At 72.7% G+C, this 12,778-nt stretch carries 12 protein-coding genes; 1 reads left to right on the forward strand and 11 read right to left on the reverse strand.

What is annotated here, in order from left to right:
• Positions 1–107: 107 nt before the first annotated feature.
• Entirely contained in the window at positions 108–533 is a 426-nt protein-coding gene (locus CUT83_RS02685) for a Fur family transcriptional regulator (RefSeq protein WP_101254316.1), read from the forward strand.
• An 85-nt stretch (positions 534–618) separates the two neighbouring features.
• Here CUT83_RS02685 and CUT83_RS02690 read toward each other — a convergent pair whose 3' ends face one another.
• The 11 genes from CUT83_RS02690 to CUT83_RS02745 form a co-directional block, all read right to left on the reverse strand.
• Entirely contained in the window at positions 619–1,479 is an 861-nt protein-coding gene (locus CUT83_RS02690) for an isoprenyl transferase (protein ID WP_101254239.1), read from the reverse strand.
• A gap of 90 nt (positions 1,480–1,569) precedes the next feature.
• Positions 1,570–2,319 carry a DNA repair protein RecO gene (recO, locus tag CUT83_RS02695; RefSeq protein ID WP_093849056.1) on the reverse strand — a complete coding sequence of 250 codons (750 nt, stop codon included), beginning with the start codon at positions 2,317–2,319 and terminating at the stop codon, positions 1,570–1,572.
• 172 nt (positions 2,320–2,491) lie between these two features.
• On the reverse strand, positions 2,492–3,184 hold the full coding sequence (locus tag CUT83_RS02700) for a tellurite resistance TerB family protein (protein ID WP_107490848.1): 693 nt from the start codon (positions 3,182–3,184) through the stop codon (positions 2,492–2,494).
• A gap of 300 nt (positions 3,185–3,484) precedes the next feature.
• Positions 3,485–5,251 (reverse strand): 2-isopropylmalate synthase, encoded by a 1,767-nt coding sequence (leuA, locus tag CUT83_RS02705; RefSeq protein ID WP_101254241.1) that lies wholly within the window; start codon positions 5,249–5,251, stop codon positions 3,485–3,487.
• Between the two features lie 374 nt (positions 5,252–5,625).
• A complete protein-coding gene (era, locus tag CUT83_RS02715) occupies positions 5,626–6,597 on the reverse strand; it encodes a GTPase Era (protein ID WP_194074693.1) in 972 nt (323 codons plus the stop codon).
• A 60-nt stretch (positions 6,598–6,657) separates the two neighbouring features.
• The gene (locus CUT83_RS02720) at positions 6,658–7,023 is read right to left on the reverse strand and encodes a cytidine deaminase-like protein (protein WP_093654565.1); all 366 of its coding nucleotides are present in this window, start codon (positions 7,021–7,023) and stop codon (positions 6,658–6,660) included.
• An 89-nt stretch (positions 7,024–7,112) separates the two neighbouring features.
• Positions 7,113–8,483: a hemolysin family protein gene (locus CUT83_RS02725; protein WP_101254242.1), complete on the reverse strand. Its 1,371-nt coding sequence runs from the start codon at positions 8,481–8,483 to the stop codon at positions 7,113–7,115.
• Positions 8,480–8,977 (reverse strand): rRNA maturation RNase YbeY, encoded by a 498-nt coding sequence (gene ybeY, locus CUT83_RS02730; protein ID WP_101254243.1) that lies wholly within the window; start codon positions 8,975–8,977, stop codon positions 8,480–8,482. The genes CUT83_RS02725 and ybeY overlap by 4 nt, the downstream gene beginning before the upstream one ends.
• 21 nt (positions 8,978–8,998) lie before the next feature.
• The gene (locus CUT83_RS02735; protein ID WP_101254244.1) at positions 8,999–10,027 is read right to left on the reverse strand and encodes a PhoH family protein; all 1,029 of its coding nucleotides are present in this window, start codon (positions 10,025–10,027) and stop codon (positions 8,999–9,001) included.
• A 153-nt stretch (positions 10,028–10,180) separates the two neighbouring features.
• Positions 10,181–11,251: a PfkB family carbohydrate kinase gene (locus tag CUT83_RS02740; RefSeq protein ID WP_101254245.1), complete on the reverse strand. Its 1,071-nt coding sequence runs from the start codon at positions 11,249–11,251 to the stop codon at positions 10,181–10,183.
• Positions 11,252–11,304: 53 nt separating this feature from the next.
• Positions 11,305–12,621, reverse strand: a complete 1,317-nt coding sequence (locus CUT83_RS02745) for a glucarate dehydratase family protein (RefSeq protein WP_101254246.1) — start codon at positions 12,619–12,621, stop codon at positions 11,305–11,307.
• Between the last annotated feature and the right edge of the window lie 157 nt (positions 12,622–12,778).

Consider the following 12,778-nt stretch of genomic DNA (forward strand, 5'->3'; position numbering starts at 1 on the left):
CGCGGCCGATGGCACCACCGGCGCGGAGTGCGGCCCGGCGGCGCACGACGCACCTGGCACAATGGCCGATCAGCTACGCGAGGTAGCGCCGACTCTAGGAGGCAATGGTGGCGACCGCAGGTCCCCCCGTACGCGGCCGGTCGACCCGGCAGCGCGCCGCTGTGGCGGCGGCGCTCAGCGAGGTCGACGAGTTCCGCAGCGCCCAGGAGCTGCACGACATGCTCAAGCACCGAGGCGACTCCGTCGGTCTGACCACCGTCTACCGCACGCTCCAGTCGCTCGCCGACGCCGGCGAGGTGGACGTGCTGCGCACCGACGAGGGCGAGGCCGTCTACCGCCGGTGCAGCACCGACGACCACCACCACCATCTGGTCTGCCGCAGCTGCGGCAAGGCCGTGGAGGTGGAGGGACCCGCGGTGGAGAAGTGGGCGGACTCCATCGCCGCGGAGCACGGTTTCGTGGACGTGGCCCACACCATCGAGATCTTCGGCACCTGCGGCGAGTGCGCCGCCGCCCGGAGTTCCAAGGCCTGAGGGCGCGCGGCGCGGCCCTGACGCTCCCGCCGGGAGCGTCAGGGCCGCGCCGCGCGTCCGGCTCCGCACGTCCGGACCGGCGGCGTCAGGCCTGCGGCGGTACGGTCCCCTCCGACCGCGCGGGCGCGGCCTGCGGCGGGGCGGGCGCGACGGGCTCGGCGCCGCCGAAGCGGCGGTCGCGGCGGGCGTACTCCAGGCACGCGTCCCACAGGTTGCGGCGGTCGAAGTCCGGCCACAGCACGTCCTGGAAGACCATCTCGGCGTACGCGCTCTGCCATATCAGGTAGTTGGAGGTGCGCTGCTCGCCCGAGGGCCGCACGAAGAGGTCCACGTCCGGCATGTCCGGGTAGTACAGGTACTTCGCGACCGTCTTCTCGTTCACCTTCGACGGGTCCAGCCGCCCGGCCCGCACGTCCGCCGCGATGGCCGCCGCCGCGTCGGCGATCTCGGCCCGGCCGCCGTAGTTGACGCAGAAGTACAGCGTCATGGCGTCGTTGTCCTTCGTCTGCTCCTGCGCCACCTGGAGCTCCTGGACGACCGACTTCCACAGCTTGGGCATCCGGCCGACCCAGCGGATGCGGATGCCGAGCGCGTCCATCTCGTCGCGGCGGCGGCGGATGACGTCGCGGTTGAAGTTCATCAGGAAGCGGACCTCCTCGGGGGACCGCTTCCAGTTCTCGGTGGAGAAGGCGTACAGGGAGAGGTTCTTCACGCCCATCTCCAGGCAGCCCTTGAGTACGTCCATCACGACGCCCTCGCCGACCTTGTGCCCCTCGGTGCGCGGCAGCCCGCGCTGCTTGGCCCAGCGCCCGTTGCCGTCCATCACCACCGCCACGTGCCTGGGCACCAGGTCGGCGGGGATGCTCGGCGGGCGCGCGCCGGAAGGGTGCGGTTCGGGCGTGAGGTACTCGCGACGCTGCCGGGACAGCATTCCGCGCCGTGCCATGCGGTTCATCTCCAGTCGGGCGGGGCCCGGGAAGGCCGCGCCTGGGTCAGGACGGGGAAGGGATACCGGGAGCGTAGCCGGTCGGCTCCCTCAGGTCTTCTCGACGTAGCGCAGGGAGCGCAGACCCCGCTCCAGGTGCCAGTGCAGATACGCCGACACCAGCCCGCTGCCCTCGCGCACGTGCCGGGCCTCGGCCGCGTCGGCCGTCGCCCAGTCGCCCGTCAGCAGCGCGCCCAGCAGCCGCAGCGCCTCGGGGGACGGCACGACGCTGCCCGGCCTGCGGCAGTCGGCGCACACCACCCCGCCGGCGGCGACGGAGAAGAACCGGTTGGGTCCGGGCAGCCCGCACTGGGCGCACGCCTCGAAGCTGGGCGCGTAGCCGCCCACCGCCAGCGAGCGCAGCAGGAAGGCGTCCAGCACCAGCGCCGGGGCGTGCTCACCGGCGGCGAGGGTGCGCAGGCCGCCGATCAGCAGCAGGTACTGCTGGACGTTGGGCTCGCCCTCGTGGTCGGTGAACCGCTCGGCCGTCTCCAGCATGGCCGTCCCGGCGGTGTAGCGGGCGTAGTCGGTGACGATGTTCCGCCCGTACGGCGCGATGGTCTCGGTCTGGGTGCACAGCGGCAGGCCGCGGCCGATCAGATCGCTGCCGCGCGCGAAGAACTGGATGTCGACGTGGGAGAACGGCTCCAGCCGCGCCCCGAACTTCGACTTGGTGCGCCGCACGCCCCGGGCCACGGCCCGTACCCGTCCGTGTCCGCGCGTGAGCAGCGTGATGATGCGGTCGGCCTCGCCCAGCTTCTGGGTGCGCAGGACCACGCCGTCGTCGCGGAACAGACTCACGGCGCCTCCGTGGAGCCGCCCGGCCGGGGGTCCGGGGGGTGCCCCCCGGGTCGGCACGGCTGGGTGCGCAGGACCACGCCGTCGTCGCGGAACAGACTCATTCCCCCATTGTCCCCCACCCCTCCCCCGGCCGGGGGACACGGGCCGGGAGGCGTGCGGGGGCCGGGAAGCGTCAGGAAGGGGTGGTGCGGGCGGCGTCCAGCAGCCGGTCGGTCTCCTCCCCGCACAGCCGCAGCGTCCGGCCCACCAGGCCCAGCGTCCTGCGCTCACCGGGGGTGTACGGGCCGTCGGCGAGCGCGATACGGGCGCCCAGCAGCAGCAGGCTCTCGCGGCCGGGCCCGGCCAGGTGCGGGGCGAGCGGGGCCAGGGCCTCGTGCAGCTCTATCTCCATGGTGACCCCGTCGGATCCCACCGCCGCGAGCAGGGCGACCAGCTGCTCCTCGGAGCAGCCCGTGAAGCCGGCGGCCCGCATCCCCTCCACGGCCGCCTCGCGGACCGACCGCGCCTCGCAGCCGCCCACCGCCAGCACCGCCAGCGCGACGGCGTGCACGGCGTCACGGAGCATGGCGCTCAGCCGGGTGGTGGTGGGGTGGTCGAGGGTGTCGGTGCCGAAGTGCCCCTCGCAGGCCGCGCACTCCAGCACGGGCCCGGCCTCGCCGCGCGGCAGCACGGGGATTCCGAGCACCACCAGGCGGCGGCGCCCGGTGCGGCGTCTGTAGTTGCGGTCGCCGCCGCAGGAGGGACAGAAGAACTCGCCGTCGTCGACCGTGTGCCAGGCCGTGCGGACGCCCGCCAGCCGCAGTCTCCGGCCGTCCCGGCCCCGGGGGTGCACCACTGCCGTACCTCCGTCACGCTCCTGCGCCATTGCCGCGTGGGCGTGATGTTAACCACATCGATGAGGTGCCGTCAGTACCCCGGGAGGCACCCATCCCTTCCCCTTGTGGCCCTTGTGGGCCGGGCCGGAGGGCGTACGCGCAGGTCGGGAAGGGTCGCGCGGCGCCCCCGCGCCGGGTGGAAACCTTTGCGAAAGCATGGGGAGGCGGGGAGATCCTGCGCACCCTGCCGGAGCGCGCCCGTCCCCCGCTGTGAACTCGTGTGAAGACGGCCCGCCCCGCCGGACGGGCGTCCGGCGGGGCGGGCCGTGCTCACAGCGGAGGGTGCCGCGTCAGCGGAAGGCGCGGTTGACGGCGGAGACGATCGCCTTCAGCGAGGCGCGGGTGGTGTTGGGGTCGATGCCGATGCCCCACAGCACCTTGCCGTCGATGGCGCACTCGATGTACGAGGCGGCCTGCGCGGAGGCTCCCTCGCTCATGGTGTGCTCGGTGTAGTCCAGCAGCCTGGCGTCGATGCCGATGCCCTCCAGCGCGTCGAAGAACGCGGAGATCGGGCCGTTGCCGCTGCCGGTCAGCACGGTGTCGGTGCCGTCGACGGCCGCCTCGACGGTGAGGGTGTCCACTCCGTCGGTGTCGGTGGTGGTCTGGCCGTTGCGCACCTGGATGCGGCCCCAGGGGTTGCCGGGGTTGGGCAGGTACTCGTCGCGGAAGGTCTCCCAGATCTGCGCCGGGGTGATCTCGCCGCCGTCGGCGTCGGTCCTGGCCTGGATGATCCTCGAGAACTCGATCTGCATCCGGCGCGGCAGGTCCAGCTTGTGGTCGTTCTTCAGGACGTAGGAGACGCCGCCCTTGCCGGACTGGGAGTTGACTCGGATGACCGCCTCGTAGGAGCGTCCGACGTCCTTGGGGTCGATGGGCAGGTACGGAACCGCCCACTCGATCTCCTCCACCGGCTTGCCGGCCGCGGCCGCGTCGGCCTCCATGGCCTCGAAGCCCTTCTTGATGGCGTCCTGGTGGGAGCCGGAGAAGGCGGTGTAGACCAGGTCTCCCGCGTACGGGTGGCGCGGGTGGATCTCCATCTGGTTGCAGTACTCGGCGGTGCGGCGGATCTCGTCGATCCGGCTGAAGTCGATCTGCGGGTCGATGCCCTGGCTGAACAGGTTCATCCCCAGCGTGACCAGGTCCACGTTGCCGGTGCGCTCGCCCTGCCCGAACAGACAGCCCTCCACCCGGTCCGCGCCGGCCATCACGGCCAGCTCGGCGGCGGCCACGGCGGTGCCGCGGTCGTTGTGCGGGTGGGTGGACAGACAGACGAACTCGCGCCGCGACAGGTTCCGCGACATCCACTCGAAGCGGTCGGCGTGGGTGGAGGGTGTGGAGCGCTCGACGGTGGCGGGCAGGTTCAGGATGATCTCGCGGCCCTCCTCGGGCTGCCAGACGTCCATGACCGACTCGCAGACCTCCAGGGCGAAGTCCAGCTCGGTGTCGGTGAAGATCTCCGGGCTGTACTGGTAGCCGAAGACCGTCTCGTCGCCCAGGATCTTCTCGGCGTACTCGACCACCAGGCGGGTGCCGTCCACGGCGATCTGGCGGATGTCGTCCCTGGAGCCGCGGAAGACCACGCGGCGGAAGACCGGGGCGGTGGCGTTGTACAGGTGGACCGTGGCGCGGTGGGCGCCGGCCAGGGACTGCACGGTGCGCTCGATCAGGTCCTCGCGGGCCTGGGTCAGCACCGAGATCGTCACGTCCTCGGGGATGGCGCCCTCTTCGATGATGGAGCGCACGAAGTCGAAGTCGGTCTGGCCGGAGGAGGGGAAGCCGACCTCGATCTCCTTGTAGCCCATGCGGACCAGCAGGTCGAACATCTCGCGCTTGCGGGCGGGCGACATCGGGTCGATCAGCGCCTGGTTGCCGTCGCGCAGGTCGGTGGACAGCCAGCGGGGGGCCTTGGTGATCCGCTTGCCGGGCCAGGTGCGGTCGGGCAGCTCGACGGCCTCGTAGCCGCGGTAGCGGTGGATCGGCATGCCCGACGGCTTCTGGGCCACCGTGGCGGCGGTGACGGGCGTGGGGCGGCCTACGCGGGAGGAATCACTGCTCATGTGGACTGGGCTCCTGTGGAGGGCGATGGGCTTCGAAGCGTTCTCCGAACGCTTTCCGAAGGGGCCGACGACGGCATCACCGAACTCCGCGGGGAGGGGGTCGGCCGTATGTCTACAGGCCCTCGCCGCGGCAGCTAAGGAGAAGCAGCCCAAAACGCATGATGCGATTCAGCGTAACCGAGGCGGACGGTGCGTGGCGGCGCGTATCAGTATGCGAGAACTCACATGGGTGAGCACGGCTTCCCCGGACCGGCCCCGCCTCCCCGCCGGGGCGGGGAGGCAGGGGGCAGGGGGCAAGGGGCAAGGGGCAAGGGGCAGGGGGCAGGGGCGCGGCTCGTGGAAGCCTTGTCCCGGAAGCCGGGAGAAGCCGTGTCCTAGAAGCCGAGCCTGCGCAGCTGCTTGGGGTCGCGCTGCCAGTCCTTGGCGACCTTGACGTGCAGGTCGAGGTAGACGGGGGTGCCCAGCAGCGCCTCGATCTGCTTGCGGGACTTGGTGCCGACCTCCTTGAGCCGGCTGCCCTTGGGCCCGATGACGATGCCCTTCTGGCTGGGGCGCTCGATGAAGACGTTGGCGTGGACGTCCAGCAGCGGCCGGTCCGCCGGGCGTCCCTCGCGCGGCGTCATCTCCTCGACCACCACGGCGATGGAGTGCGGCAGCTCGTCGCGCACCCCTTCCAGCGCCGCCTCGCGGATCAGCTCGGCGACCATGACCTGCTCGGGCTCGTCGGTGAGGTCGCCGTCCGGGTACAGCTGCGGGCCCTCGGGCAGCAGGGGGACGAGCAGATCGGCCAGCAGGCCCACCTGGTCGCCGGCGGTGGCGGAGACGGGGACGATCTCGGCCCACTCGATGCCCAGTTCCTTGCCGAGCCGGTCGACGGCGACGAGCTGCTCGGCCAGCGCCCTGGAGTCCACCAGGTCGGTCTTGGTGACGATCGCGACCTTCGGGGTGCGCTTCATGGCCGCCAGCTCGCCCGCGATGAAGCGGTCGCCGGGGCCGATCCTCTGGTCGGCCGGCAGGCAGAAGCCGATCACGTCGACCTCGGCCCAGGTGGTGCGCACCACGTCGTTGAGTCGCTCGCCCAGCAGGGTGCGCGGCTTGTGCAGGCCGGGGGTGTCCACCAGGACGAGCTGCGCGTCGGGGCGGTGGACGATGCCGCGCACGGTGTGGCGGGTGGTCTGCGGGCGGTTGGAGGTGATCGCGACCTTCGTTCCCACCAGGGCGTTGGTGAGGGTCGACTTGCCCGCGTTGGGGCGGCCGACGAAGCAGGCGAAGCCCGCGCGGTGCGGCGCGGACTCGGCCTGCCGCTCGGGCCGGGGGGAGGGGGAACGGTCGCTCATGGTGGCCATTCTCCCCGATCCGCGGGGTGCCCCCGTACCGGCCGTCCCGCCCCTCCCCCGCCCGGTGGTTCAGCCCGCGGTGACGGTGGAGCGGACCGCGCCGTCGGGGCCTGCGAGCAGCACCGGGGTGGCCGGGCCACCCAGCTCGTGGACGGCGGCGAGGTCGGCGGAGGGCACGGCGGGCGCCTCGGAGACCACGGCCGCGGCCTCCAGGGACTTGGCCCCGGAGGCCACCGCCATCGCGACGGCCGTCTGCAGCGCGCTCAGCCGGAGCGACTTCAGGGCGACGGTTCCGGCCACGTACGTGCGCCCGGTCTCGTCGCGTACGGCCGCGCCCTCGGGCACGGCGTTGCGGGCCCGCGCGCTGCGCGCGAGGGTGACGATCTTGCGGTCTTCGGGGTCCAGGTCGGCGGCTTCGCTCATGCGGGTGAGCATATGCGCTCGCCCGCGCGAAGGGGCGGCCCGGACCGGGAAAGGGCGCATCACGCCCTTCGGCCCCGGCTCGGCCCCGTTGGCCCCGGCCGTCAGCCGCCGGTCCCGGCCGCCGCCTCGTCCTCCGGCTCCGGCGCGGGGGCGCGGACCGGCTCGACCAGGACGGTGACGATGCGGTTGCGGCGGCCGGCCGGGGACTCGGCGGTCAGCCGCAGACCGCGCGGCGCCGGTTCGCCCCGGTGGTCGGCGTGGTGGCCGCCGCGGCGCTCGCCGCGCCCCTCGGGCACCTCCACCGTCGCGGTGGCGCCCGCGATGGGGACGCGGCCCAGGAGCTTGGCCAGCAGCCCGCCGACCGTCTCCACGTCCTCGTCCTCCAGGTCCAGGCCGTACAGCTCGCCCAGGTCGCCCAGGTCCAGGCGTGCGGTGACCCGGTGGCGGCCCTCTCCCAGGTCCTCGACGGGCGGCAGCTCCCGGTCGTACTCGTCGGTGATCTCGCCGACGATCTCCTCCAGGATGTCCTCGATGGTGACGATCCCGGCGGTGCCGCCGTACTCGTCGATCACGACGGCGACGTGGTTGCGGTCCTTCTGCATCTCGCGCAGCAGGTCGCCGGCGTTCTTGGTGTCGGGGACGAAGACGGCCGGCCGCATCGCCGTGGAGACCAGGTCGCTCTCGGTCTCGCGGTTGATGTGGACCTTCCGGGAGAGGTCCTTGAGGTAGACGATGCCGACGATGTCGTCCTCGTTCTCGCCGGTCACCGGGATGCGGGAGAAGCCCGAGCGCAGGGCCAGGGTGAGCGCCTGGCGGATGGTCTTGAACCGCTCGATGGAGACCAGCTCGGTGCGCGGCACCATCACCTCGCGCACCAGGGTGTCGCCCAGTTCGAAGACCGAGTGCACCATGCGGCGCTCCTCGTCCTCGATCAGCGCCTCCCGCCCGGCCAGGTCCACCATGGCCCGCAGTTCGGCCTCGGTGGCGAACGGGCCCTTGCGGAAGCCCTTGCCCGGGGTCAGGGCGTTGCCCAGGAGGATCAGCAGCTGCGGCAGCGGGCCGAGCACACGGGCGAGCGGCAGCAGCACGTACGCGGCGGCCGTGGCGGTGTTCAGCGGGTGCTGGCGGCCGATGGTGCGCGGCGAGACGCCGACGGCGACGTAGGAGACGAGCACCATCGCGCCGCCGGCCGCCGCCAGCGCCTGCCAGGTGCTGGCGAAGGTGTGCAGGAAGCCGTAGGTGACCAGGACTCCGGCCGACATCTCGGCGGTCACCCGCAGCAGCAGGGCGAGGTTGAGGTACCGGGTGGGGTCGGCGGCGACGGCGGCGAGCTTGGCGCCGCCGCGCCGCCCGGAGCGTACGGCCTCCTCGGCGCGGTAGCTGGTGGTGCTGGCCAGGCCGGCCTCGGCGCAGGCGGCCAGCCAGGCGAGACCGACCAGCAGGACCGCCGCGGCGATCAGCGGGGTGCTCATGTCGTCGTCGGGGCCGGTGAGGGCCCCTCCAGGCCGCGCTCGGCGCGCCAGCCGTCGACGATCGCCGCCTGGAGGCCGAACATCTCGGTCCGCTCGCCGGGCGTCTCGTGGTCGTAGCCGAGCAGGTGGAGCACCCCGTGGACGGTGAGCATCTGCAGCTCCTCGTCCATGGAGTGCTTCGTCGGGGCGTCGGCGCCCTGCTTCTCGGCGACGTCGGGGCAGAGCACGATGTCGCCCAGGAGGCCCTGCGGGGGCTCGTCGCCGTCCTTGGAGGGCGGGCGCAGCTCGTCCATGGGGAAGGACATCACGTCGGTCGGGCCGGGGAGGTCCATCCACTGCTTGTGGAGCTGCTCCATGGCGTCGGTGTCGACGGCGATCACCGACAGCTCCGACAGCGGGTGGATGCGCATCCGGGCGAGGGCGTAGCGGGCGATGTCGAGGATCGCCCGCTCGTCGATCTCGCGGCCGGACTCGTTGTTGACGTCGATCGACATGTGGGTGGCTGTTGCTTTCCGTTACTTTCGGTCACTGCCGTCGGTGGTGCCGTGGCTGTCGTCGTAGCGCTGGTAGGCGTCGACGATACGGCCGACCAGCTTGTGCCGCACGACGTCGGTGCTGGTGAGCCGCGAGAAGTGGACGTCCTCCACGCCCTCGAGGATCTCCTGCACCTGGCGCAGACCGCTCCTGGTGCCGCCGGGCAGGTCGACCTGGGTGACGTCGCCGGTGATCACGATCTTGGAGTCGAAACCGAGCCGGGTGAGGAACATCTTCATCTGCTCGGGATTGGTGTTCTGCGCCTCGTCCAGGATGATGAAGGCGTCGTTGAGCGTCCGGCCGCGCATGTACGCCAGCGGCGCGACCTCGATCGTCCCGGCGGCCATCAGTCGCGGGATCGAGTCGGGGTCGAGCATGTCGTGCAGCGCGTCGTACAGCGGCCGCAGATACGGGTCGATCTTCTCGTAGAGCGTGCCGGGCAGGAAGCCCAGCCGCTCCCCCGCCTCGACGGCGGGCCGGGTCAGGATGATGCGGGTGACCTGCTTGGACTGCAGGGCCTGCACCGCCTTGGCCATGGCGAGGTAGGTCTTGCCGGTGCCCGCCGGGCCGATGCCGAAGACGACGGTGTGCTTGTCGATCGCGTCCACGTAGCGCTTCTGGTTGAGCGTCTTGGGACGGATCGTGCGGCCGCGGTTGGACAGGATGTTCTGCGTGAGCACCTCGGCGGGTGTCTCCTCGGCGCCGCTCTCCGCGTCGCGGAGCATGGCGATCGATCGCTCCACCGCGTCCTCCGTCAGCGGCTGGCCGGTGCGCAGCACCAGCATCATCTCGTCGAACAGCCGCTGGACGAGTTCGACCTCCGCGGCCTCGCCGGTCGCGGTGATCTCGTTACCGCGCACGTGGATGTCCGTCGACGGGAAGGACTTCTCGATCACGCGGAGGAGGGAGTCGCCGGAACCCAGCACCGTCACCATCGGGTGCTTGGCCGGGACGGTGAAACGGGCACTCGCTTGGGTGGACCGTGCCTGGTCCGTCTGTGTCTGAGTCATGGGCCGGCTCTGTGGCCTGCGCGTCCCTCTCTGTCGCTGCTGTGTCGCCGGTCTGTGGCCGCCGCTCGCCTGGGCTTCCAGGGTACGACGTGGCGCTGACAGGTCAGTAGCGATTTGTATGCCCGGCTCCGCGGGCGGGTGCCGCGGAGCGGGTCAGGGCCGGCGGAAGCCGATGGTCGGCACCGCGCGGCGCAGCGGCCACGGCCGGGCGCAGCCGGGCAGCAGGGCGTCCAGGAAGCCGTAGCGGCTCAGGGCGGCCGGATCCTGCTCGTCGAAGTCGCGCACGCGCTGCCACCAGGCGGCGACCTCGACCCAGCCCGGCGCGGACAGCGAGCCGCCGAACTCCTGCACCGACAGGGCGGCGGTCAGTCCGGCGAAGGCCAGCCGGTCGGCCAGCGGCCAGCCGGCCAGGGTGCCGGTGACGAAACCGGCCACGAACACGTCCCCGGCGCCGGTGGGGTCCAGCGCCTCCACCGAGATGGCGGGCACCTCGGCGGTCTCGCCCGTGGCCCCGTCCACCGCGACGGCGCCCTCGGCTCCCATGGTCACCACGGCCAGCGGCACCCTCTCGGCGAGGCGGCGGGCGGCGGCGCGGGGGCAGTCGGTGCGGGTGTAGCGCATCGCCTCCCCGGCGTTGGGCAGGAACGCCTCGCAGTGCTCCAGGTCGGCGAGGTCGTCCGGGTCCCAGCGGCCGGTCTCGTCCCAGCCGACGTCGGCGAAGACCCGGCTGCCGGCCCGGGCCGCCCGCGCGATCCACTCCTGGCGTCTGCCGGGCTGGAGGGAGGCGACACAGGCGCGGGCGGCGGGCGGGTCGCCGGGGGCGGGCTCCTCGGGCCGGGGGGCCTCGTGCCCGTGGGAGACCATCGTCCGCTCGCCCTCGTAGGCCATCGAGACGGTGACCGGCGAGTGCCAGCCGGGCGCGGTGCGCGACAGCGACAGGTCGATGCCCTCGCCCTTCTCCAGCGCCTCCCAGCAGTACTCGCCGTACATGTCGTCGCCGAAGGCGGCGGCGAGCGAGGTGCGCAGGCCCAGCCGGGCCAGGGCGGTGGCCATGTTGGCGACGCCGCCGGGGCTCGACCCCATGCCCCGGGCCCAGGACTCGGTGCCTCGCACCGGTGCCGAGTCCAGGCCGGTGAAGATGATGTCCAGGAAGACCGTCCCGGTCAGATAGACGTCGCGGGGCGGGTCGTCGGGGGTGCGGAGCGGGGCGAGCGGGTCGAGCATGCGGCCAGTGTGCACGATCGGCGCGGTGGGCCGGCCGGGAGTTGCGTAAGGCGTCACCAGCGCGGTACGGAAGGCGCCTTCCAGTCCGGATCGGCCCGGCGCATGGCGGCGGCGTCGTCCCGGTCGCGCATCGAGCCGTCGTCGGCCAGCCAGCGGCGGTGGAGGGCGTCGAGGCGGTCGCGGTCGAGGGCGACACCCAGGCCGGGCGCGTCGGGGACGGCGACGGCGCCCTCGCGGAAGGCGATGCGCTCGGTGAGCACGTCCTCGGTCTGCCAGGGGTAGTGGGTGTCGCAGGCGTGCTCCAGGCCGGGGACGGTGGCGGCGACATGGGTCATGGCGGCGAGGCTGACGCCCAGGTGGGTGTTGGAGTGCATGGACACCCCGACGCCGAAGGCGCGGCAGACCGCGGCCAGTTGCTGGGTGCTGCGCAGCCCTCCCCAGTAGTGGTGGTCGCCGAGCAGCACCTGGACGGCGCCGGTGGTGAACGCCCCGGCGATCTCCGGGAAGGTGGTCACGCACATGTTGGTGGCCAGCGGCAGCCCTTCGGCCCGCGCGGCGACCTCGGCCATCGCGGGCGTGCCGGTGACCGGGTCCTCCAGGTACTCCAGTACGCCGCGCAGTTCTTCCGCGACCTTCAGCGAGGTCTCCACCGACCAGGCGCCGTTGGGGTCCAGGCGCAGGGGGCTGCCGGGGAAGGCCTCGGCGAGTGCCCGGACGGCGGCGGTCTCCTCCTCGGGCGGGAAGACCCCGCCCTTGAGCTTGAAGGAGCCGAAGCCGTGGCCGGCCGCGAAGCGGCGGGCCTGGGCGACGATCCCGGCCGGGTCGAGTGCGGCGCCCCAGTCGTCGCCGGCGGCGCCCCGCTCGTCGCTCCCGCACGCCGCGCCGCCGGGGTGCTCGGCCCAGCGGTAGAACAGGTAGGCGCTGTACTCGACCCGGTCGCGCACCTTCCCGCCGAGCAGGGCGTGCACGGGCATCCCCAGCGCCTTGCCCAGGGCGTCCAGACAGGCCACCTCGAAGCCGGAGACGGCGGACAGCCGCAGCTTGCCGGCCGTCTGGACGCCGCGCAGTCCGCCGACGTCCACCGAGCCGTCCGTGCGGTGGCCGTCCAGGGGGAGTTCGCCGGCGAGGGCGAGCAGCCCGTTCAGGTCGCTGACCGGATGTCCGGGCAGCCGCCGGGCGAGGGAGCGCGCCAGGTCCAGGTACTTGGTGTCGCCGTAGGTCTCCCCGACCCCGGTGACACCGCCGGCCGTGACCACCTCGACGATCAGTCGGGGGGTGTACGGCTGGTGGACGCCCTGGGTGTTGAGCAGGGGCGGGTCGGCGACGAGGATCGGGGTCAGGCGCACCTCGGCGACGGTCAGGTCCTTCATCGGCGACTCCTGTCGGGTCGGGGCCGACTGCGGCGGGCGCCCGGGTCGGGGCCGCCCCACCACCGGCCTGTTCTCCTATGTGAACCCTGTCCATGTGCGGAGACGGAGACTAGATACGGCGGAGGGGGGCGTCAAGGGCGCCCGTACGTTTCCGGAA

Source organism: Streptomyces barkulensis (genome assembly GCF_002843305.1).
In the GTDB taxonomy this organism is placed as follows: domain Bacteria; phylum Actinomycetota; class Actinomycetes; order Streptomycetales; family Streptomycetaceae; genus Streptomyces; species Streptomyces barkulensis.

What these genes read in the sequence shown, in the direction of transcription:
- CUT83_RS02690 (WP_101254239.1), bottom strand. Translation starts at nt 1,479, where the DNA reads ATGGCACGGCGCGGAATGCTGTCCCGGCAGCGTCGCGAGTACCTCACG.
- CUT83_RS02700 (WP_107490848.1), bottom strand. Translation starts at nt 3,184, where the DNA reads ATGGCGCAGGAGCGTGACGGAGGTACGGCAGTGGTGCACCCCCGGGGC.
- leuA (WP_101254241.1), bottom strand. Translation starts at nt 5,251, where the DNA reads ATGAGCAGTGATTCCTCCCGCGTAGGCCGCCCCACGCCCGTCACCGCC.
- era (WP_194074693.1), bottom strand. Translation starts at nt 6,597, where the DNA reads ATGGCCACCATGAGCGACCGTTCCCCCTCCCCCCGGCCCGAGCGGCAG.
- CUT83_RS02720 (WP_093654565.1), bottom strand. Translation starts at nt 7,023, where the DNA reads ATGCTCACCCGCATGAGCGAAGCCGCCGACCTGGACCCCGAAGACCGC.
- CUT83_RS02725 (WP_101254242.1), bottom strand. Translation starts at nt 8,483, where the DNA reads ATGAGCACCCCGCTGATCGCCGCGGCGGTCCTGCTGGTCGGTCTCGCC.
- ybeY (WP_101254243.1), bottom strand. Translation starts at nt 8,977, where the DNA reads ATGTCGATCGACGTCAACAACGAGTCCGGCCGCGAGATCGACGAGCGG.
- CUT83_RS02735 (WP_101254244.1), bottom strand. Translation starts at nt 10,027, where the DNA reads ATGACTCAGACACAGACGGACCAGGCACGGTCCACCCAAGCGAGTGCC.
- CUT83_RS02740 (WP_101254245.1), bottom strand. Translation starts at nt 11,251, where the DNA reads ATGCTCGACCCGCTCGCCCCGCTCCGCACCCCCGACGACCCGCCCCGC.
- CUT83_RS02745 (WP_101254246.1), bottom strand. Translation starts at nt 12,621, where the DNA reads ATGAAGGACCTGACCGTCGCCGAGGTGCGCCTGACCCCGATCCTCGTC.